The following is a 20468-nucleotide window of genomic DNA, read 5'->3' on the forward strand; positions in this document are numbered from 1 at the left end:
ACCCGCAGGGGCTCTGCGTGACCGATACGGTACGAAGCGTGAAGGAGTTCAATACGGCAGGCCCCTGCATCCCGGGCGAGCACTACATGCTCGACCCTCTCGCCCGCCTGCCGGAAGCACGAAGGCTGGCCGAACAGGGCAAGTACTTCGTCGTCCACGCTCCCCGGCAGTCGGGCAAGACCACCACGCTGGCGGCCTTGGCGCGAGAACTGAATGCGGCGGGTGGCCATGCCGCCCTTCGCTTCTCTGCCGAAGCGGCACGTGTGAACGGAGAAGACTTCGTCGGGGCCCAGCAGAACCTGATCGGGTCGCTGCGCAAGGCCGCGCGCTATTCGGACCTGCCGCTCGACTGTCAGCCGCCGGACGCGTGGCCCGAGGCGCCCCCTGGACTGCTGCTCCACGCCGTCCTGCAGGAGTGGGCGGTGACCTGCCCGCGCCCGGTGGTGTTGTTCGTCGATGAGGTCGACGCGCTGGCCGGAAACAGCCTGATCAGTGTGCTCACACAGCTACGCGACGGCTACACCGAGCGTCCTGCGCCGTTCCCGCATTCGGTGGTGCTGTGCGGGATGCGGAACGTCCGTGACTACAAGGCGGCGTCGGGGGGAGACCCGGCTCGCCTGGGCACGGCCAGCCCGTTCAATATCAGTGTCGCGTCGCTGCGCATCGGCGATTTCAGCTTTGACGAGGTTGCCGAGTTGTACGGCCAGCACACCGAGGCGACGGGACAGGTCTTCGAGGCGCGGGCCGTCCAGCTCGCGTTCGAGGCGAGTCAAGGGCAGCCGTGGCTGGTGAACGCCCTGGCCAGGGACATCATCGAGGTCATGGACGTTCCCGTGTCCGAGTCGATCACCGACGATCTGATGGATCAGGCCGTGGAGCGACTGATCTACCAGCAGGCCACGCACCTCGACTCTCTGGCCGCGCGGTTGGACGAGCCGCGTGTTCAGCGCATCATTGAGCCGATGATCGCCGGTGGGGAAACCTTCGGTCAGACGTATGTGGAAGACCTGTCTTACGCGGTTGACCTTGGCCTGGTCACTCGGACACTGCCGCCGCAGATCTCCAACCCGATCTATCAGGAAGTGATCCTCCGGGTCCTGTCCCGGTCCGTCCAGAACGATGTGCGGATCGAACCGCAGGCCTTCCTGCTCCCGGACGGACGTCTGGACACTGACAAGCTGCTCGAAGAGTTCATCGCGTTCTGGATAGCGAACGCGGAGATCCTGGACAACCATCACACCTACCATGAGGCGGCCTGCCACCTCGCGTTCATGGCGTTCCTGCAGCGAGCGGTGAACGGCGGCGGCTTCATCGACCGCGAGTACGCGCTCGGCCGCAAACGCGTCGATCTCACCATCCGCAAGCCGTACGTCGATGAGGACGGACGTCGCGCGATGCAGTGGTCGGCATACGAACTCAATGTCCACGCGGACAAGTCGGTTGACCCGATTCCGAACGGTCTGACGCAGCTGGACGGCTACCTCGACGGCCTCGGCCTGGAGACCGGCACGCTGATCGTGTTCGACCGCCGCAAGAGCGCCCCGCCCGTCGCCGTCCGCACCTCGGTGGAGTCCGTCGAATCGCCCGCAGGACGGAAGATCACGCTCGTCCACGCCTGAGCGGCAGCCGCTACCGCGGGCTGTGGAAATGGCGCGCCCTCGCCCGCCATCAAGGACGAACGCGCTCGATAGCGTGGTGGCGCGAACTCCACCGGGGACTCGCGCAGGCAGGGCTTGTCAGCGCTGAGACCGACGCCGACGAGGAAAACGTGACGCTGGACGAGCGGCGCGCGGACGAGCTGATCGGCAGGGCCATCCGGAGTCTGGGGCGCGTGGGCTGAGGCGTCCGGCGGGAACGGGCCCGCCGCCCCCGGGGCGCGGGGGCGGCGGGCGTGGTGGTCATGCGTAGGTGACGTCCACTCTCAGGTGGGCTTCGTTGGAGATGACCGTTGTTCCATCGTCTTCGTTCGTGCCGGTTGCGGTGGCGGTGTTGTCGACGTGGCCGCGGGACTTCTCTGCCGAGGTGACCTTGTGGACGGCGTGGCAGGTGACCGTCTGGCCCGGCTCGAGAGTGTCGGACGAGCAGGTGATGGTCCCGGTGAGGGAGTCGTGGATGGTGATGGCGCTGATCGGGACGTCGCCGTCGTTGGTGACGACGAACCGGTAGCGGATCATGTCGTGCTCGCGCCAGGCGCTCATCATCCTGGCGTTGCGCCTGGGGTGGTGCTTTGTGCGGTGTCCGTGCTTGGCCGTGTGCTTCGTGCCGTGGTCGGTCGGGCTGACGAAGCCGTCGAAGTGTTTGTCCAGGTGGAGGCTGGGGTGCGCGGGTTCGGTGCTGATGGTCACCGTGACGGTGTTGGACGTGGACGGTGGGCAGTTGGCGTCGCCTTCGTAGAAGGCGGTGATGTGGTGTTGGCCCTCCGCCAGGTCGGTGGTGGTCAGGGTGGCGATGCCGGTGGGGCCGAGTTCGCCGGTGCCGATCACCTGGTCGTTGTCGTCCATGAAGGTGACGGTGCCGCTCCCGTAGACGATGACGCAGGTCACCTGGGCGGTCAGGGTGACCTCCTGACCGGGTGCGGCGTGGGTGGGATGGGCGGTCAGCACGGTCCGGCTGGCGGTCGGCTCGGCCAGAAGCAGCGAGTGGTAGCTTCCCGCGCTGATCGCGGTCGCCACCGTGTACTGGGGCAGCACCATGGACACCGGGGTGAGGCGGTTGGCGCCGGTGCCGTCCCCCAGGCGTCCCTGGCCGTTGGATCCCCAGCCCAGGGCGCGGCCGTCCGAGGACAGTCCCAGGCTGAAGGACCACCCGCCGGACACCTCGGTGATGTGGGCGCCCGACGGCAGGTGCACGTACACCGGGGAGGAGCGATGCGTGGTGGTGCCGTCACCCAGCGCCCCCTGGGCATTGCTTCCCCAGGCCAGGACGTGGCCGTCCGAGGTCGCCGCGAGACTGTGGGCCGCTCCGCCGGAGACCTGGGTGACGGTGATGTCCGGCGGCAGGTGCACGAACACCGGAGTGAGACTGCCGGCGCCGCCGCCGATCCCCAGCCTTCCCTCGCCGTTGCTCCCCCAGGCGAGCGCGCGGCCATCGGTGGTCACCGCCAGACCATGGTCATGACCTGCGGAGACCTGGGTGACGGTGACGTCCGGCGGCAGGTGCACGTACACCGGGGTGGAGCGGTTGGTGGTGGTGCCGTCCCCCAGGCGCCCGGCGTTCATGCCCCAGCTCAGGGCTTGGCCGTCGGAGGTCACCGCCAGGCTGTTGACGGAGCCTGCGGAGACCTGGGACGCGGTGACACCGGCCGGCAGGTGCACCTGGACCGGGGTGGGGCGCATGGTGGTGGTGCCGTCTCCCACCTGCCCCTCGGTGTTGCGTCCCCAGGCGAAGACCCGACCGTCCGAGGCCACCGCGAGGTTGTGGTCGTGACCTGCGGAGACCTGGGTGATGGTGACGCCTGCCGGCAGGCGCACCCACACGTAGGTGGTGCGCGGGGTCGTGGTGCCGTCCCCCAGCCTTCCGTAGTCGTTGCTCCCCCAGGCCAGGACGCGGCCGTCGGAGGTCAGGGCCAGGCTGTGGTAGATCCCGGCGGAGACCTGGGTGACGGTCACCCCCTCGGGCAGCAGGGGCCGGACCGGGACGAGGCGGTTGGTGGTCGTGCCGTCCCCCAACTGCCTGGAGCTGTTCATGCCCGTGGCGAGAACGATGTCGGTGGGGGGAGCCGCAGCCACCGGACGCTGCGCCAGCGCCTGGCCCCCGACCGTGCACGCCGCGAACAGCAGTGCGGCCACCAGGCCGCGCGTCCACGCACGCGACCGGTGCCGTCGCGTCCAACCGCTTTCCCGGCTCATGGGCCGGCCGACCTGCCCGACACTCATCGCACATCCCCCGGCAAGATCAATTCGTCGAGGCACACAGTATCCGCGGGGAGGCGGAAAGTGATCGTCCGAGGTGGGGGGCGTGGTGATTCTGTGCGGGGATTGCCGATGCGCTTGACCTGCTCGGGAGAAGGGCGGGGCTCGCCGCCCTCCGGGAGGCCGGGGGCGGCGAGCGTGATCGTCATTTGTAGGTGATGTCGACTCTCAGGTGGGCCTTGTTTGAGGTGACGGTTTCGCCGTCGTCGGTTCTGGTGCCGGTGGCTGTGGCGGTGTTGTCGACGTGGCCGCGGGACTTCTCCTTCGAGGTGACCTTGTGGGTTCCATGGCAGGTGGCCGACTGGCCCGGCTCCAGGGCGTGGGACGAGCAGGTGATGGTCCCGACATGGGAGTCGTGGATGTGGACGGTGCTGATGGGCACGTCGCCGGTGTTGGTGACGACGAAGCGGTAGCGGATGGCGTCGTGTTCGCGCCAGGCGCTCATCATGCGGGCGTTGTGCCTGTTCGCGGCGTGGTGGATGTGCTTGGCCTTGGTGCCGGACGGTTCGACGAAGCCGTCGAACTCCTTGGAGAGGTGGAGGCCGGCGGTCGAGGGTTCGTTGGTGATGGTGACCGTGACGGTGTCGGACGTGGACGGCGGGCAGACGGCGTCGCCCTCGTAGTGCGCGGTGATGTGGTGTTCGCCCTCGTCCAGTTCGGTGGTCGTCAGGGTGGCGGTGCCGTCGGCCTGGAGTTCGGCGGTGCCGATGACCTGGTCGCCTTCGGTGAAGGTGACGGTGCCGGTCGGGATCCCCGCGTTGCAGGTGACGGTGGCGGTCAGGCTGACCTGCTGTCCGGGACGGGCGTGGGGAGGGTGGGCGGCCAGCGAGGTTCTGCTGGCGAACGGCTCGGCCAGGATCAGCGAGTGGTAGCTGCCCGCTGCGACCGCGGTCGCCGCCGTGAACTCGGGCAGCACCATCGGCGCCGGGGTGAAGCGGTTGGCGGTGTCACCGTTTCCCAGGCGTCCGCTGCCGCCGAGTCCCCAGCCCAGTGCGCGCCCGTCCGAGGTCACCGCCAGGCTGAAGGACCATCCCGCGGAGATCTGGGTGGCGGTCGCGCCCGGCGGCATATGCGTTTCTATCGGGGAATACCGGGTGTCGGTCGTGTCGTCCCCCAGCTGCCCCTGAACGTTGCTTCCCCAGGCCAGGACCCGGCCGTCCGAGGTCAGCGCGAGGCAGTGGGCCGTCCCGGCGGAGACCTGGGTGACGGTGGAGCCCGTCGGCAGATGCACCTGCACCGGGGTGAGGTGGCTGGTGGTGGACCCGATCCCCAGCTGCCCGGAACTGTTGTCGCCCCAGGCCAGCGCGTGCCCGTCCGAGGTCACCGCGAGGCCGGTGTTCGTGCCGCCCGCGACCCGCTTGACGGTGACGCCGGGCGGCAGGTGCACCTCGACCGGGGTGTTGCGGCTGGTGGTGGTGCCGTCCCCCAGCTCCCCGCGCGGGTTCTGGCCCCAGGCGAAGGCCCGGCCGTCCGAGAGCACCGCCAGGCTGTGGTGCGAGGCGGCGATCCAGGTGGCGGTTGTGCCGGGCGGCAGATGCACCTGCACCGGGGTGTACCGGCTGGTATTGGTGCCGTCTCCCACCTGCCCGGCGCCGTTGGCGCCCCAGGCGAAGACCCGCCCGTCGGACGCCAGCGCCAGCCCGTGTGACCTCCCGGCCGCGATCTGGGTGACGGTGACGCCGGACGGCATGTGCACCTCGACGGGGGTGTTGCGGTTGGTCCCGGTCCCGTCCCCTATCTGCCCGTAGTCGTTGCGTCCCCAGGCCAGGACGCGGCCGTCGGAGGTCAGCGCCAGGCTGTGGTAGTCCCCGCCGGAGACCTGGGTGACGGTCACCCCCGCAGGCAGCAGCGTCCGGACGGGGAGGAGGCGAGGGGTGGTGTTGGTGCCGTCCCCCAACTGCCCATAGAGGTTCTGCCCCGTGCCGAAAGCGATGTCGGTGGGCGGAGCCGCGGCCGCCGGACGCTGCGCGACCGCCTGGCCGCCGACCACGCACGCGGCGGCCATCAGCACGGCCATCGCACCGCGCCCCAAGCGCGCTCCCGGCCGGCGCCATGACGCCCAGCCGCTTCCCCGGACCGTGGTCCCGCCGACCTGCCCGACACTCATCGCGCATCCCCCCGATGCCGCTTCCCGACAAGATCGATTCGCCGTGCCACACAGTATCCATACAGGGGCGGAAAGTAATCGTCTTGGTATGTGGGTTGAGGCGTTCAGACGAGTTAGCTTGCCGGGATGGGACGAGCGGTTCTTGTGGTGGTGAGCGGTCCGGCGGGAGCCGGGAAGACGACGTTGGCGCATGGGCTGGCCAAGATTCTCGGGTGCCCGGCGATCCTCCGGGACGAGATCAAGCAGGGCCTGGTGCTCGCGGACGACGAGTACCGACCCGAACCCGGCGACGCGATGACATGGCGGGCGACGGAGGCCTTCTTCGACGTGCTCCGCCTGATGCTGGACGCCGGATGCACGCTCGTCGCCGAGGCCGCGTTCCAAGACCGACTGTGGAACCCCCGCCTCACGGCGCTCAAAGACCTGGCCGACATCCGGATCATCCGGTGCGAAGCCCCGGAAAGCGTGCGTAGAGAACGGGTTGCGCAGCGGCTGGAGTCGGACGGCCACCGGCGCGCACACGCCGACCACTCGCTGACCTTCCAGGGCGGGTTCGTGCCGGTCGAGATGGACGTCCCGACTCTGGACGTCGACACGTCCGACGGCTACCGGCCAGGCATGGACGAGATCGCGGCCTTCGCCCGAGGCTTTACCGAGCACTGAAGCGAACAGGGGACGGCCGATAAGGTCGGCCAGGCCCGGACCCCCGCGCGGGTGGTGGCGGACGCGGCGGGTACACCCTGAGCAGCGGACGGAAGGGATCACCATGAGCGGGAAGCCCGCGTTCTACCGAGACCAGCGCGCATGGCGTGACCTGCAGGAACACCTGCCCGAACGGCTGCGCCTGACCGACGGGACCGCGCCCGAGGAGGACTTCTGGGAGTGGCGCGGACACCGCGTCCACCTCGACCGCTACCCGAACCCGGACGCGAAGGCCAAGGTCGTCCTGCTCCACGGCGTCGGCACGAACGGACGCCAGATGTCGCTCATTCTCGGCGCGCCGCTCGCCCAGAAGGGCTACGAGACGATCGCCATCGACAACCTCGGCTACGGCCTCACGCAGGTCAAGGCCGGGACGAACCCGTCCTATGGCGACTGGATCGACCTGGTCGTCGACTTCCTGCTCCACGAGCGCGCCCGCGACGACCGGCCGATCTTCCTCTACGGGCTCAGCGCGGGCGGCATGGTGACGTACCACGTCGCCGCGAAGGCCCCGCGCGGCACGGTGAAGGGGATCGTCGGCATGACGTTCCTCGACCAGCGCGTCCAGCAGGTCCGGGACGAGACGGCGCACGACAAGCTCACCGCGCGCGCGGGCGTGCCGCTCATGTCCCTGCTGGCCAGGACGCCGCTCGCCGCGGTGAAGTACCCGATGGGCCTGGCGGCCAAGATGTCCGCGCTGGCCAACGACCCGGCCGCCATGAAGGTCTTCATGAAGGACCGGACGTCCGCCGGGAACCGGGTCAGCGTCCGGTTCCTGGACACGTACATGAACTACGCGCCCACCGTCGAGCCCGAGGAGTTCGACGCCTGCCCCGTCCTGCTGACCCAGCCCGCCATGGACCGCTGGACGCCGCTCCACCTGAGCACGCCCTTCCTGTCCCGCATCGACAAGGTTCCGGTCGAGACGGTCATGCTCGACAACGCGGGCCACTACCCGCTCGAAGAGCCCGGCCTGACGCAGATGCAGGAGACCATCGCCGACTTCATCGCCAAGCACACCGGCTGACGCCGTCGTTCAGCGATGCCGTTCGACGGCGTCGAGCCACGGCCGCAGCATCGCGTCGAGGGTCCGGGCGGCGGACGCGGTGTCGGTCGCGTGCTCGATGTCCCGTCCGGCGGACGTCCGGAACCACCATCCGTCCACGCGCCGGACGGCCGTGACGGTTTCGCCGATCGACGAGATCTCGGGCGCCCGGACGCGCAGCATCGGCGGAAACTCGAACGTCCGCGGATCGGCCCTCCACCCACGTTCCCGCAGGTCACGCGCCAGACGACAGAGCAGCCGCCGAGCCCGCCAAGCATCCAGATCAGACGCCCGAACAACCACCCCACCCGCCCCCACCAACCTCCGTAGCCCGCGCGAGCGCGTCCGTCCGCGCGAGCCCGGCAGGCCGCGCGGGCGGGTCAGGCTCATCGGGCCAGCTCCGCTGCGACGGCGTGTGCGGTGGGGAGCGTGTCGTCCGGATCGCGGACGTGCTGCGCGTCGCCGATCGCCGTCCCGCCGGGATAGAGCCAGAACGTCCACGGGCCGCCCACGGGCTTCTCGCACGTCACGCTGATCGTCCGGCCCATCGTGTCCGGATCCCAGCAGCGCAGGACGGTCGGCTTCAGGAGGTTCTCGACGAGCCGCGCCCGCAGCCCGATGTCGTCCAGCCCACCGGCGAGCGCGAGAAGTCTGGTCCTTTTCGCCAAACGTGCTATCTCGACCGCAGAATCGAGGCTACGGTCACAGATGCGAGTCGTGTCGTTACACATCGGCACCCTCCGAGGTCGGGGGAGTAGGGACTGTGCGTGATCTCACCACTACTCTCCCGACACGGAGTGTCAGCTGGAAGAGGGAGAGCATCCACACGACCGATGTAGCGGCGGGAGCCTCGACATGTCCGACAAGCAGCGCGTACAGCCCGTGATCGACCCTCACAAGAGCGCCTGGGCGTACTACGCGTACAAGCTCAAGAAGCAGCGTGAGGAGGCGGGACTCAGTCAGCCCGAGATCGGTCGCGCCTGCCACGTCTCCGGCAAATTGGTCTCGGCCATCGAGACCCTGCGGCGCCTTCCGGGGGAGGACTTCAGCAAGCGCCTGGATGTGCGCCTCGACCTCGACTTCTTCGAGGAGCAGTACCACCAGATCAACCGCGAGCTGCACCTGCCTGCTGGCTTCGACCAGTACATCGTGCAGGAGCAGCAGGCCGCGATCATCTACTCCTTCGATCTCGGCTTCGTCCCGGGGCTGCTTCAGACCGAGGCGTATGTGCGGGAGGTCATGCGGCGGATGCAGTCCGGGGAGGAACTCGAGCGGGCGGTGACATCGCGTCTCCGGCGGCAGGAACTCCTGGATGGTGACGAGCCTCCGTTGTTCGTAATCCTGATCAGGGAGGCTGTGCTGCGCGAGATGATCGGCGGCGCGGAGATCATGCGGCCGCAGTTGGCTCACCTCCTCGAACTGGGCCAGCGCCCCAACATCTCCATCGAGGCTGTTCCGAGCGGCAAGGGTGTTTCCATGTCGAGTGGGTTCACCCTGCTCAATTACGTGGAGGGGAGCCCGATCGGCTGGACCGAGGCGGGATTCGGTCTCGGACATATCGTCCAGGACTCGGCACTGCTTCACCGCATGCGGGTAGCGTTCGATTTGACCCGTAGCGAGGCGCTTTCGGCGGCCGAGACCGAGCGGCTGATCCGGATGCTCATGGAGGCTTTGTGAACCATCTCCCCGTGAAGTGGCGCAAGTCGAGCTTCTCCGGTGGCGAAGGAGGTCAGTGCATCGAGGTAGCCGCCGTCTGGCGCAAGTCGAGCCACTCCGGTGGCGAGGGCGGCGAGTGCGTTGAGGTTGCGGCGCTGGCTCCGGAGGTTGGGCTGCGTGACTCCAAAGATCCGGACGGACCGCATCTGCATGTGACCCGTCCCGGGTTCGCGGAGTTGCTCGTCCGGCTCAAGGCGTAGGCGTCCGGCTCGCCGCTTCGGCCGGTGAGTGGGAGGACGGCGCGGCGGTCGCCGGTGCGCGAGGCGTTGGAGGAACGCGGCGACGCCCGAGCGCGTGCTCGGGCGTCGGGGGTCGCGTTGAACGTTGGTGTCGACGTCGGGCCGGACGACCACGACGCGCTGTCCCTGCGCGGTCATCTCGGCGAGCATCCGCGCGGCGGCGTTCGACTCACCGGGCGCGGCGGGTCGCTGGACGCTTGCTGGTCGGGACTACCGCGGGCAGCCCTGCATGAGGCGCTGGTAGTAGGCGTCCGAATCGCTCTTGAAGTGCGTGTCGGGCGGCGCGGCCGACAGCATGACCTGGCCGGGCATCCAGGGGTCGGCGTCCGCGATGATCCAGTTTCCGGGGATCTTGGATCGGTCGGCCGTGTTGACGCCGTTGTCCCCGCCGCCCGCGAGCTTCTCCTCGTAGTGCCACTGGCCGACCTTGACCTTGTGGCTGCGCAGGATGGGAAGCGCCTTGTCGATGGTGAGGCCGCGGATCGGCACGCAGTGCAGCGCCTCGCCCGGCGCGAACGCGCTCCGGCTGCTCGAATAGTTCTCGCCGGGTCGCGCGGCCCGTCCGAACACGACGGTCCCCTTCCCCCGGAAGTCGATGGGGACCTTCATGCCGACCGGGCAGGCACCGCCGCCGCTGTCGCAGCGTCCGTCAGCCTCGATGATCTTGACATCGAGCGGCAGCTCGTCCATCACGATCCCGCCGACTATCGACGGGGACACCGGGACGAGCTGCAGCGTGATGTTGATGTGGTGGGCGGCGAACTCCTTGCTGAACCGCTCGGGGTCCGCGAGCGGGTCCTTGATCCGGACGACCAGGTACTTGCCCTCGGTCTTGAAGGTCAGCGCGGCGGGCTGCGCCTTGGACGGGTCGTACGTGGGGGTGTCCGCGGGGGAGGTGGACGTCCCGGGCGAGGCGGGCGTTCCGGGAGTTCGGGAGGGTCCGGGCGTCCCGGCCGTCGCCATGGCGAGCACCGCCGCACCGGCCGTCGCGACCGCCAGCGGCAGGCCGCCGAACAGCACCATGCGCTTGCGGCGGGGACGGGAACGGGCAACGGACGCGGCGTCGGTCGCGGTCGCCATGATTTCCCTGCTCAGCTCGGCCCTGGTCCGCGGGCTCACCATGCGGGCGGCCTCATCCTCGGACACGGGGTTGAGCCGGCCGATCAGCGTGTCGTGGTTCATGCGTGTTCCTTCTTGGCGATCCGCGCCCCGCGCGGGTGGGTCTGCCGGGCTTGTCGGGACTCCAGCGCGCGGGCGAACCGGCGGCGTGCCCGGTGCAGCCGGATGCGCGCGGCGTTGCGGGAGCAGCCGAGGACGACCGCGATCTGACCGGCGTCCAGGCCCTCCCAGCCGACCAGGGACAACAGCTCGCGATCGTCATCGGACAGGCCGCGGAACGCGTCGGCGACGGCGTCGTCCGCGAGGTGCGGTTCGGACGTCCGGTCGTGGGGACGGAGCTCGGCGCGCAGCCGTTCGCTGAGCGCGCTGCGCCGCCGAGCGCCGCGATGGTGGTTGGCCAGCGTGCGGCGGGCCACCCCGTACAGCCACGGCCGCGCGCCGTCGCCGGGCGGGATCTCGTCCAGCCTGCGCCACGCGACGAGGAACGTCTCCGCGAGGACGTCCGCGGCGTCCTCGCCGTGGTCCGTCCGGCGCATCAGGTAGGCCAGGACGGGATCGTGGCAGGCCGCGTAGACCTCTTCGAATCTTCGTCTGTCCTCGGGGGGTCGCAAACCCTCTCCTCTCGATCAGGTCGTCACCCCGAAAATGTCCGGCTGATCCAGGGCATTTCACCCGACCGGGCGTGAGGTCGAAAATGCTCGGTCGCCCGTCCGAAAAGTCGGACGCGGTGGCTAGGGTGGCGCGGCATGGCAGACCTCTACGAGCTGCTGCTCACAGCCGAGCTCCCCGCAGACCTCCCCGAAACCGAACTCGCCGAACTCCGCTGGCACCTCGGCACCGCTCCGGAGCCCACCGGGTTCACCATTGTGACCACCCACCCGATCGACTACGTCGGCGACGGAGACCCAGGCCAGGACGACTCCGAGGACAGCTGGGAGGTCTATCCCGAGCGACTGCTGGCGAACCGCGGCCCGGCGGACGCGCGCCTCGGCGGCGTCGAATTCTCCGAGCTGGCCTTCCGGGAAGGACACTTCCCCGCCTGGGTCCTCACGTCCCGGCAGGTCCTCCACGGCCCGACCCACTGGGACATGCTGGTCGAGATGATCCAGTGGCTGGACCAGCGAAAGCCCAGTCCCTGGGGGAACGCGAACCTCGCCTTCTACCTCCGCCACTACGAGGACGAATTCCTGACCCCGGCGACCCTCGAGGGCGACAGAATCGTCTCCCGCCAAGACCCCGGCCGCCTCCTCTGACCACGCCCATGTCCCCGGGCGCCGAAGGCTCGGCGAGGGGGGACGGATCATCAACATCTCCTCTTCCGGCGCGGTGCCGGGCCTGGCCCTGTACTTCGCCAGCAAGGCGGCGCTGGAGTCGATCACCGCGGTCGCCGCCCACGAGTTCGGTCCCAAGGGCATCACCGTCAACAGCGTGACCCCCGGCGCCACCGAGACGGACATGATGCGCGCCGCGGCCGGGGAGCATCTGGAGCAGGCCATCGAGCACACCGTGTCCCTGACGCCACTGCAACGGCTGGGACGCCCGGAGGACATCGCCAACGTCGTCGCCTTCCTGGCCGGGCCCGACGCGCAGTGGATCACGGGTCAGAACCTGCGTGTCTCCGGTGGCCTGGTGATCTGACCGACGGCCGACGGCCGACGAGCACGGCCCCGGGCACGCGTACGCCCTCGTCGCGCGCTCCCGCGCCAACGCCTGACGACACGACGGCGTCCCGTCCGGCTGCGGGGCCGGGCGGGACGCCGAGAACACCTGCGACGCGGACGCGTCAGGTCAGCGCGGGGTCTGCTTCAGCTTGTCGGTGATGCCGACCTTGATCAGCGCGTAGGAGAAGAGCGGCGTTCCGTCCGGGTACTCCTTGCTGACGTGCGGAGTGATGGCCGCGTTCGGCGAGGTCTTCGGGAACGGGTACGAGTCCTTCTGGCTCACGAACTGGCGGTAGCCGAGGTAGCGGTAGCTCTTGGTGTCGAAGATGAGCTCGAGGCGGCGGCCGTTGAAGGTCTGCCCGACCGCGATGCCCTGGCGTCCGGCCAGGTCGGTGACGTTCCGCGTGACCGTGACGCCGTGGATGGTGGCCGCGGCCTTGAACATCAGCGCCAGGGACGACGGACGCATGTACCGGGTCAGCAGCGTGTCGGACAGTGTGATGAACGCCTGTACGTCGGCCGGGTTCCCGCCGTGGCTGTTCTTGTACAGCCAGGACCGCATCCCCTGAGTGGTGGTCGGCAGCCCGGTGAGCATGATGGGCGTGTCGTGGCAGCCCTTGGGCGGCCTCGCAAGGTTCACCTTCGGCGCGCCGGCCCCGGTGGCCTTCGACTTGGCCTCCATCTCCTCGAAGTCGCGCGAGTCGGCGCACATCCACATGTCGCGGCCCATGTCCCCCCCGCTCATGAGACTCGCGTGCCTGCCGTCGATGGAGCGCCAGTCGAGGCGGCTCGTCATGCGGCCCGTGCCCCCTCCCTCGGTCTGCTGCCGGGACCTGGAGGACATGTAGAGGTACTGGTCAGGCCGCGGCTTGATGTCCGGGAGCCCGCCGGCGGCCTTGGACGCGCGGTCCAGGACCTCCGTCGCGGCGACGGGCCTGATCGCGGGTCCCTGACCGTTCCCGCCGCTTCCGGCCGACGGGACGATGATGGCCGCGGCGGCGGCGCCGGCGCCGACCGTGACGGCCAGTCCGGCGAGGAGCAGGCGAGGGGACTTCGTGCGGGTGGGCATCTGACGGGTCTCCCGGATCAGCTGGTTGCGGATGGCATCGTGCTCAACGAGGTCCCGCCGAGGCGGAGGCAACATGTCGTTCATCGGCTCTCCTCGGGGAGACAGACGTTCACAGGGCGGCGGACGTGGGGGGACGGTGCTTTGGCGCCCCGACCGGACGTGGCCCCCGCCGCGCGTCCGGTGGGCGAAGGCGTGGCGAGTTCGGTGGCCGCGTCGTGGTGGGCCTGGACGGCGGCCGCGATGTCGGCCGGAGGCGGCTCCGCGGTGAGGTCGCGGAGGCGTGCGCGGGCCCGGCTGAGCCGCGACCGGACGGTCCCCGGGGCGATGCCGAGCGCCTCGGCGATCTGGTGGTGATCCAGCTCTTCCCAGACGCTGAGGATCAGGACCTCGCGGTCGCGGCGCGGCAGTTTCCCCATCGCGTCGAGGACGCGGCGCATGCGCTGTTCGGCGTCCAGGCGCGCGGTGACCTCGTCCGCGTCGTCCGGGGGCAGAACGGGCTTGGGCATCCGGGACAGCGCGTCCCGGTGCCTGCGCATGCTGCGCCTCTGGTTGTGCAGGACGTTCGTCGCGACGCCGTACAACCAGGGCAGCAGCGAGCCGGACTGCGGCTGGACGCGTGCGCGCTGCCGCCAGGTTTCCAGGAACACCACCGAGGTGACGTCCTGGGCCTCCGACCAGCTCGCCGTCCGCCGGAAGCAGTAGTTGTAGACCGTGTGCGCGTGCCGGTCGAAGAGTTCCCCGAAGGCCTGCTCATCACCGTCCCGCGCGCGGTTCCACAGCTCGTCGTCCGTGGGGGTGTGCGGGTTCATGCCCACTTGATGTCCGCTCGCCGCCGCGTGTTCCCGATGTGAACGCGATGCCGGGCGGAGAACTGAGAAACGCCTGGTGAACGAGTGGAAATCAGGCATCTGGTCTGCGCGTGGGTCATCTGTCCGGCGAGTACCTCCGCGCAAGCCCCGCGATCATGTTCGCCATCCGGGCGCGGAGTTCCGGCGGGCCGACCACCTCGGCGTCGCCCCCGAGGCGCAGCAGGTCATGGACGGCCCGCTCCGGCGACTCGATCGGGAGGACCACCTCGACCCACCCGTCGCCGTCCGGACGGGCCGTCCCGGCCGCCTCGCGCACGGCCCGCAGCGCGGCGCCGTCCAGGAACTCGCCCAGGTTCGCCAGGATCTCCGGCGACAGCCGGACGACCGCCGTCCACGACAACCGACGTTCCTCGAATTCCCCCAGGTAGGAGGCCCAATGGGCCGCCAGGTCGAACCCGTCCGGCCGCTCGATCCGCTCTTCGCCCACCTCGGCCTCGAGGACGCGCGAGACCCGGTACGTCCGCATGCCGCCCCCGGCCCGTCCGACCAGGTACCAGTGCCCGCTCTTCAGGACCAGCCCGAGCGGGTCCACGTCCCGGACCACTTCGTGCGGCTCCTGCCAGCGGTAGTACCGCAGCCGGACGCGCCGGGCGTTCCACACCGCGTCCGCGATCGCCGCCAGGTGCGGCGTGTCGTCGGGTGCGCGATACCAGGAGGGCGCGTCCAGATGGAAGCGCTCGCTCACGCGCGCTGCCCGATCGCGCAGTTCACCGGGCAGCGCGGACATCAGCTTGAGCTGGGCCGCTGCGACGATCGACCCCAGCCCCAGCTCGGCCGCGGGTCCCGGCAGCCCGGTCAGGAACAGGGATTCGGCCTCGTCCTCGGTGAGCCCGTTGAGGCGCGTCCGGAATCCTTCGAGCAGCCGGTATCCGCCATGGTGGCCGGGCTCCCCGTACAGCGGCACGCCCGCCGAGCCGAGCGCCTCCATGTCCCGGTGGATCGTGCGGACCGACACCTCCAGTTCGGCCGCCAGCTCCTTCGCCGTCATCCGCCCCCGGGTCTGGAGCATCAGCAAGATCGACACCAACCGGCTAGCGCGCATCCCTGAATTCTCGCCATATCCACTGACAGAAGGTGTCGGTGAATCGGATCTAGTGTCCGCGTCATGGAATTCGACACGCACGATCTGGTCACCCGGTACGTCGCCGTCTGGAACGAGCCCGACCCCGCGCGCCGCCGCGAGGCCGTCGCGTCCCTCTGGGCCGAGGACGCCGTCGAACGGGTCGAGGAAGCCGAGTGGCGAGGACTCGCCGAACTCGAGAACCGTGTGGCCGAGGCTCATGAGGCCCTGGTCGCGGGCGCCGGCTACACCGCCACCCACTACGACCCGCTGGCCCATCACGACGCCGTCACCTTCACCATCAACCTCGTGAAGAACGGCGAGATCGCCTGGGCGGCCCGCGTTTTCCTGATCGTCGGCGCGGACGATCTCATCCGCTACGACTACCACTTCACCACCCGCCCCATGGCCTCCTGATCTGCCCGGGTCCACCCGGCACGTGACGTTCGCCATTCCCGTTCCATCCGTCCCCCTGAAGGCCACCGCTCGCCCGGCAGGGCGGGGGGATCGAGGGGGGACGGCATGGGACGGCTGAGAAGTTTTACCTGGTTAAAAGCCTGTTCTCTGACGTGAGCATTGCCGGGTGATTGCTAGCTTCGGACGAATGGATGGGGAAGTATTCGAGGAACTCGGGGTGCTCGTCCGCGACATCGGGGACGCGGGCGTCGAGCGGATGTCGGAGACCCCGGGCCTCGCGGCGGCCGTCGACCAGCACGTCGCCGAGGTGCGCGGCCTGGTCCCCGAGTCGTCCCGGCCCGCGCTCATGGACTACCTGTCGGGCTTCGCCGAGGACGCCTTCCGGCGCGGCTGGTGGCCCGGCGACACCCGCGACTGGGAGTTCGTCCGCATCGTCGCCGTCTGCTGGATGATGCGGAACGCCCCGGTCGGGTAGACCGTCCGACAGTGCGGGACTAGACCGTCCGACAGCGCGGGACGTGCGGGTTCGTCGATTGTCGCCCTTCGAGCGCGGCGCGGCACTTCATAAGCTGGGCACCAAGCACTCCTAAGGAGGACACCGGTGTCCGAGGCAAGCACTCCACGTTTCCGCTCCGTCCTCGACCATTTCGTGGCCTACAAGCCCGGCAAGGTCGTGGTCTCGCCCGAGGGCCGGTCCTTCAAGCTCTCGTCGAACGAGTCGCCGCAGGGCCCCCTGCCGTCCGTGCAGGAGGCCATCGAGCGCGCGGCCCGTGACGTCAACCGCTACCCGGACAACAACGCGACCGCCCTCGTCGAGGCGATCGCCGACCGCTTCGCCGTGACGCCCGAGCACGTCGTCGTCGGCTGCGGCTCGGTCGGCGTCTCGCAGATGCTGCTCGAGGCCGTCGCCGAACCAGGCGTCGAGATCGTCTACGCCTGGCGCTCGTTCGAGGCGTACCCGCTGCTCGTGGGCCTGTCCGGCGCGACCGGCGTGCAGGTCCCCCTGGTGGACGAGACGCACGACCTGGACGCGATGGCCGAGGCGATCACCGACCGGACCCGCCTGGTCTTCGTCTGCAACCCCAACAACCCGACCAGCACGATCGTCCGCCGCGACGACCTGCTGCGCTTCCTCGACCGCGTGCCCCCGCACGTCCTGGTCGTCCTGGACGAGGCGTACCGCGAGTACGTCCGCGACGAGGACGTCCCCGACGGCATGGACCTCTTCCGCGAGCTGGACCGTCCGAACCTCGCCATCCTGCGCACCTTCTCCAAGGCGTACGGACTCGCGGGCCTCCGCATCGGCTTCATGGTCGCGCACCCGGTCGTCGCCGCCGCCGTCCGCAAGACCTACCTCCCGTTCAGCGTGAACTCCATCGCCCAGACCGCGGGCATCGCCTCCCTCGCCGCCACGGGCGAGCTCCTCGCGCGCGTGGACGAGACCGTCAAGGAGCGCCTCCGCGTCCGCGACTCCCTGCTCGCCGACGGCTGGACCGTCCCCTCGACCGAGGCCAACTTCGTCTGGCTCCGCCTGGGCGAGCACACCATGGACTTCTCCAACGCCTGCGACGCCGCCGGGGTCAGCGTCCGCCCCTTCCCCGGCGAGGGCGCCCGGGTCTCCATCGGCTCCCCCGAAGAGAACGACGCCTTCCTCGCGGTCGCCCACGCCTACCCCCACCGCAACTGACTCTCGACGGGGCCGTCCCTCACCGGACGGCCCCGCCCGTCTAGGGAAGAGGGAGAGGCAGGCTGGAGCCGCTGGACGGCGGACTGGTCTTCGGCGTCGGCGGTTTGGACGGCGTGGACCTGGTCGGGGTGGGCTTCGAAGGCGTGGGCTTCGAGGGTGAGGGCTTCGGCTTCGTCTTGGACGGGGTCGGTCTCGGACTGGTCGAGGTGGTGCTGGGCGTCGGCGAGGACGAGGTCGTCGTCGGGTGCGTTCGCGGCGACGTCGTGACGGGCGGGGGCGCTGCCTCCCGCGCGATGGGCGACGGCGTGCGCGTGCGCCGGCGCGGTGTGGGGCTGGTGCTCGTCCCCGGCGTCGGGGTGATCTGGAGCAGGACCGGGACGCCGTGGCGCACGGTCGCGGGGGCGGTCAGGGCCGCGACCCCGGCTCCGGCCACGATGACGAGCAGGGCGGAGGCCGCCGCGAGCACGGTGCGGGCCCGGCTCGGACGGTCCGGAGAGGCGTGGTCGTCCATGACCTCGGCTCCGGATGAGGGCCGGTGAGGATTCTCCGACTTTGTCCGAGCGTACGCTCAGGACGAATTGCCGGATAGACGGTGCTTTTCGACCTGGCGCCCGCGCTCATCCGGGCATGCGTGCCTCACCCGTGGTCTCGCGCCGGTGTGACGACGCTCAGACACAGGCGAGGCGACCCTCGGTGTGCGGCCCGCGCCGGGCGGGCCGCACACCGGGCAGGTCAGCTGCCGGTCTTCGGACCCAGCTTCTCCACGATGAGGCGGTAGAGCTGGCGTGGCCGTCCCGGCTGCGGGGTGCGGTTCGGGGGCAGGGGCCAGGCGAGGCCCTCCTCGACCAGCGTGCGCAGGAGGCGGCGCGCCGTCCGGGGGGTGACGCCCAGCATCTTGCCCGCGTTCTCCGCGTCCACGATGAGGGGCTGCTCCTGGTCGCCGAGCTTGTCCGCCAGGCGCGCCAGGATCTCCAGGCCCTTCGGCTTGGCCTGGGGCTGGCTGCGCGGCGGCGTGCGCGGCGCGGGGACGAGCGCGCGCCCGTCCCGGTCCAGGGTGAAGCCCTGGGTGCGCTGCGAACTCTGCGAGCGCGCGAGCGCGGCGCGGGCGTGGTTCTCCGCCTCGTGGGCGGTGCGTCCCATGCCGATGCCGACCTCGATCGCCAGGCCCAGCTCCTCGCGCACCCGCTCGACGAACGGCGGCGTCCGGAACCCCTCGGTGGACGAGGTGACCGAACCCCGCGTCGCGATGACCAGGTAGGAGTGGTCGTCCAGCGGCCACACCGACGCGTTCATCCGGTGCGCCTCCTGGAGGAGCACGCGGTGCAGGGCGAGTTTCAACTCGTCCCGCCAGTAGCGCGGCGTGACCCTGCGCGGGGTCTCCCGCAGTGTCGGGACGTCCACCAGGACGACCACGAGCTGCGACTCCTCCAGCCGGTGGTGCGCGCCGAGCAGCGCCGCGGTCTGCAGCGAGCTGCGGATCGCCGCGCCCGTCGGACGCACCCGGAGCGTCGGGACCCCGGCCAGCTCCAGCCGTTCGGCCGTCGCGTGGACGCAGGTCATCGCGACCGTGGTCGCCCCGCGCCGCCAGAGCCGTTCGTGGAAGGCGGCCAGGGTCCCCGGACCCGCGGCCTCCTCACGCAGATGCACCTGGTCCGTGGCCAGGCTGATCTCCGCGTACGCCTCCTCGACCTCCGCGCGCCCGAGCACGTCGATGCTCACGCGCGAGGGGTCGAAGCGCTCGTCCAGCGAGGCGCGCAGGAGCGCCCCCTGGAGCGCCGCGCCGTTCAGTGGGACGTAGGTGGCCGGCATGGTGAGCACGCCCGCCTTGCGGGCGAAGTCGTACGGCACCGGGCTGGCGAACAGACACACGTCCACCCCAGACCCGAGCCGGACGACCTTGTCGGCCGCCTCCTGTTCGTCCCGGTAGGCCGCCGCCACCAGCCGGCTCGGCACCGGCGTGGGGCCATGGCCCATCAGCATGACCCGTTCGACCAGGTCATGCGGTCCCACGACACCGATAGTGAGGTCGGGTGCCACCGACCCTGTCCGCGCGGCCGTCATCGACCGCTCGCTTCCCGTCCAAGCTTTCGACGGGGGCCCTGTCCCGGCCATGCGTTCGCGCACGCTCCGCCCAACGATTGACTCATGGCTTGTCGCCCCTGCCTTCTGACCCAGCACCGCGGTTCCCGTGCGATTCGTTCCTCAGTGGGCAGATCGGGTCAGGGCGACGCTGCGTGACGCCCAGACGCGAAATCGAATCAAGAGTGCGGCGAAAAAGTAACCTACGCGACCCCCTGGTCAGTAACTTGTCACCATACGGCCAGTCTTGATCCTGCATCTTCGGATGTCCGAAGTAGAAAAACAAGACCCGAAAAGGCCGCAAGGGCCCTTCCCAGACGGTCTCGCGTACTGAGGAGACCCCTGCGGCGTCCGTTTGGTTTACACCCGAGCCGAAATCCGCTCGACTCGGCGTCCCGACCTCTGGAAAGTCGTCCGCGGACGCCCAGGTGGCCCGGCCATCGCGGCTGATCGTCAATTTTCTTCGAAACGGCCGGAAGTGGACGCGGCTGTCAGAGGATCGAGTCAGGACGCTCACGGCGCCCGGTTCCGCACGCGGCGCCACCGCATCCGCTTCCCCCGCGAGGCGTCACCGCGCCCGGATCTCTACACAGAGTCACCGCACCGGGCCGTCGCAGAACCCCGGCACCGACCCACCGCACGGACGCGTCCACATCGGGCACGCCGCGCGGGTGGGTTCGAATCGGGCGATCCAGGCGACGCCGCGACAGCCCGCGACCTATTCGCCGACCTACTCCCCCTACGCGAACGCATCTCAGGGCACGAGCACCCCGCCACACTAGACGCC

Annotated in this window: 20 protein-coding genes and 1 pseudogene; 11 read left to right on the forward strand and 10 right to left on the reverse strand. The window is 69.9% G+C overall.

Annotation, left to right across the window (positions count from 1 at the left end):
* Positions 1 to 38: 38 nt before the first annotated feature.
* Positions 39 to 1619, forward strand: a complete 1581-nt coding sequence (locus AB0L06_RS42290; RefSeq protein WP_500237301.1) for an AAA family ATPase — start codon at positions 39 to 41, stop codon at positions 1617 to 1619.
* A gap of 279 nt (positions 1620 to 1898) precedes the next feature.
* Here AB0L06_RS42290 and AB0L06_RS42295 read toward each other — a convergent pair whose 3' ends face one another.
* Both AB0L06_RS42295 and AB0L06_RS42300 read right to left on the reverse strand, forming a co-directional pair.
* Positions 1899 to 3875: an RCC1 domain-containing protein gene (locus tag AB0L06_RS42295; RefSeq protein WP_500237302.1), complete on the reverse strand. Its 1977-nt coding sequence runs from the start codon at positions 3873 to 3875 to the stop codon at positions 1899 to 1901.
* Between the two features lie 181 nt (positions 3876 to 4056).
* Entirely contained in the window at positions 4057 to 5943 is a 1887-nt protein-coding gene (locus AB0L06_RS42300; protein ID WP_500237305.1) for an RCC1 domain-containing protein, read from the reverse strand.
* A gap of 201 nt (positions 5944 to 6144) precedes the next feature.
* Between AB0L06_RS42300 and AB0L06_RS42305 the strand changes: the two genes are divergently transcribed.
* On the forward strand, positions 6145 to 6681 hold the full coding sequence (locus AB0L06_RS42305; RefSeq protein WP_500237307.1) for a P-loop nucleotide/nucleoside kinase family protein: 537 nt from the start codon (positions 6145 to 6147) through the stop codon (positions 6679 to 6681).
* Between the two features lie 103 nt (positions 6682 to 6784).
* Positions 6785 to 7747, forward strand: coding sequence for an alpha/beta hydrolase (locus AB0L06_RS42310; protein ID WP_500237309.1), 963 nt, complete (start codon positions 6785 to 6787; stop codon positions 7745 to 7747).
* 9 nt (positions 7748 to 7756) lie between these two features.
* Here the strand turns inward: AB0L06_RS42310 and AB0L06_RS42315 are convergent, their stop codons facing one another.
* On the reverse strand, positions 7757 to 7948 hold the full coding sequence (locus AB0L06_RS42315; RefSeq protein WP_500237310.1) for a hypothetical protein: 192 nt from the start codon (positions 7946 to 7948) through the stop codon (positions 7757 to 7759).
* Positions 7949 to 8151: 203 nt separating this feature from the next.
* Complete coding sequence (locus AB0L06_RS42320; RefSeq protein WP_500237312.1) at positions 8152 to 8433, reverse strand: hypothetical protein; 282 nt, start codon at positions 8431 to 8433, stop codon at positions 8152 to 8154.
* Between the two features lie 187 nt (positions 8434 to 8620).
* Between AB0L06_RS42320 and AB0L06_RS42325 the strand changes: the two genes are divergently transcribed.
* Both AB0L06_RS42325 and AB0L06_RS42330 read left to right on the forward strand, forming a co-directional pair.
* Positions 8621 to 9442 (forward strand): helix-turn-helix domain-containing protein, encoded by an 822-nt coding sequence (locus AB0L06_RS42325; protein ID WP_500237314.1) that lies wholly within the window; start codon positions 8621 to 8623, stop codon positions 9440 to 9442.
* 11 nt (positions 9443 to 9453) lie between these two features.
* Positions 9454 to 9681, forward strand: a complete 228-nt coding sequence (locus tag AB0L06_RS42330; protein WP_500237315.1) for a DUF397 domain-containing protein — start codon at positions 9454 to 9456, stop codon at positions 9679 to 9681.
* A gap of 249 nt (positions 9682 to 9930) precedes the next feature.
* Here AB0L06_RS42330 and AB0L06_RS42335 read toward each other — a convergent pair whose 3' ends face one another.
* Together AB0L06_RS42335 and AB0L06_RS42340 are read right to left on the reverse strand one after the other, a co-directional pair.
* Complete coding sequence (locus AB0L06_RS42335; protein ID WP_500237317.1) at positions 9931 to 10902, reverse strand: hypothetical protein; 972 nt, start codon at positions 10900 to 10902, stop codon at positions 9931 to 9933.
* Positions 10899 to 11450 (reverse strand): RNA polymerase sigma factor, encoded by a 552-nt coding sequence (locus AB0L06_RS42340; RefSeq protein ID WP_500237318.1) that lies wholly within the window; start codon positions 11448 to 11450, stop codon positions 10899 to 10901. Before AB0L06_RS42340 ends, AB0L06_RS42335 begins: the two co-directional genes overlap by 4 nt.
* A 135-nt stretch (positions 11451 to 11585) precedes the next feature.
* On the opposite strand from AB0L06_RS42340, the gene AB0L06_RS42345 reads away from it, so the two are divergent.
* Complete coding sequence (locus AB0L06_RS42345) at positions 11586 to 12092, forward strand: hypothetical protein (RefSeq protein ID WP_500237320.1); 507 nt, start codon at positions 11586 to 11588, stop codon at positions 12090 to 12092.
* Between the two features lie 37 nt (positions 12093 to 12129).
* A pseudogene (locus AB0L06_RS42350) lies at positions 12130 to 12477 on the forward strand (SDR family NAD(P)-dependent oxidoreductase); the annotation flags it as partial.
* A 150-nt stretch (positions 12478 to 12627) separates the two neighbouring features.
* On the opposite strand, the gene AB0L06_RS42355 reads toward AB0L06_RS42350, so the two are convergent.
* From AB0L06_RS42355 to AB0L06_RS42365, 3 genes are all read right to left on the reverse strand, one after another.
* Positions 12628 to 13653 carry a CU044_5270 family protein gene (locus tag AB0L06_RS42355; RefSeq protein ID WP_500237321.1) on the reverse strand — a complete coding sequence of 342 codons (1026 nt, stop codon included), beginning with the start codon at positions 13651 to 13653 and terminating at the stop codon, positions 12628 to 12630.
* The gene (locus AB0L06_RS42360) at positions 13650 to 14378 is read right to left on the reverse strand and encodes an RNA polymerase sigma factor (RefSeq protein ID WP_500237322.1); all 729 of its coding nucleotides are present in this window, start codon (positions 14376 to 14378) and stop codon (positions 13650 to 13652) included. The genes AB0L06_RS42355 and AB0L06_RS42360 overlap by 4 nt, the downstream gene beginning before the upstream one ends.
* Before the next feature lie 115 nt (positions 14379 to 14493).
* Positions 14494 to 15480 carry a helix-turn-helix transcriptional regulator gene (locus AB0L06_RS42365; RefSeq protein WP_500237324.1) on the reverse strand — a complete coding sequence of 329 codons (987 nt, stop codon included), beginning with the start codon at positions 15478 to 15480 and terminating at the stop codon, positions 14494 to 14496.
* Between the two features lie 63 nt (positions 15481 to 15543).
* On the opposite strand from AB0L06_RS42365, the gene AB0L06_RS42370 reads away from it, so the two are divergent.
* From AB0L06_RS42370 to AB0L06_RS42385, 4 genes are all read left to right on the forward strand, one after another.
* On the forward strand, positions 15544 to 15915 hold the full coding sequence (locus AB0L06_RS42370; protein WP_500237326.1) for a hypothetical protein: 372 nt from the start codon (positions 15544 to 15546) through the stop codon (positions 15913 to 15915).
* A gap of 187 nt (positions 15916 to 16102) precedes the next feature.
* The gene (locus tag AB0L06_RS42375; RefSeq protein WP_500237328.1) at positions 16103 to 16390 is read left to right on the forward strand and encodes a DUF6401 family natural product biosynthesis protein; all 288 of its coding nucleotides are present in this window, start codon (positions 16103 to 16105) and stop codon (positions 16388 to 16390) included.
* Between the two features lie 126 nt (positions 16391 to 16516).
* Positions 16517 to 17602, forward strand: coding sequence for a pyridoxal phosphate-dependent aminotransferase (locus AB0L06_RS42380; RefSeq protein WP_500237330.1), 1086 nt, complete (start codon positions 16517 to 16519; stop codon positions 17600 to 17602).
* A 104-nt stretch (positions 17603 to 17706) separates the two neighbouring features.
* On the forward strand, positions 17707 to 18141 hold the full coding sequence (locus tag AB0L06_RS42385) for a hypothetical protein (RefSeq protein ID WP_500237331.1): 435 nt from the start codon (positions 17707 to 17709) through the stop codon (positions 18139 to 18141).
* 193 nt (positions 18142 to 18334) lie between these two features.
* Here AB0L06_RS42385 and AB0L06_RS42390 read toward each other — a convergent pair whose 3' ends face one another.
* The gene (locus tag AB0L06_RS42390; RefSeq protein WP_500237334.1) at positions 18335 to 19597 is read right to left on the reverse strand and encodes a GTP cyclohydrolase IIa; all 1263 of its coding nucleotides are present in this window, start codon (positions 19595 to 19597) and stop codon (positions 18335 to 18337) included.
* Between the last annotated feature and the right edge of the window lie 871 nt (positions 19598 to 20468).

The sequence above is a fragment of the Spirillospora sp. NPDC052269 genome (assembly GCF_040679435.1).
Taxonomy (GTDB): domain Bacteria; phylum Actinomycetota; class Actinomycetes; order Streptosporangiales; family Streptosporangiaceae; genus Spirillospora.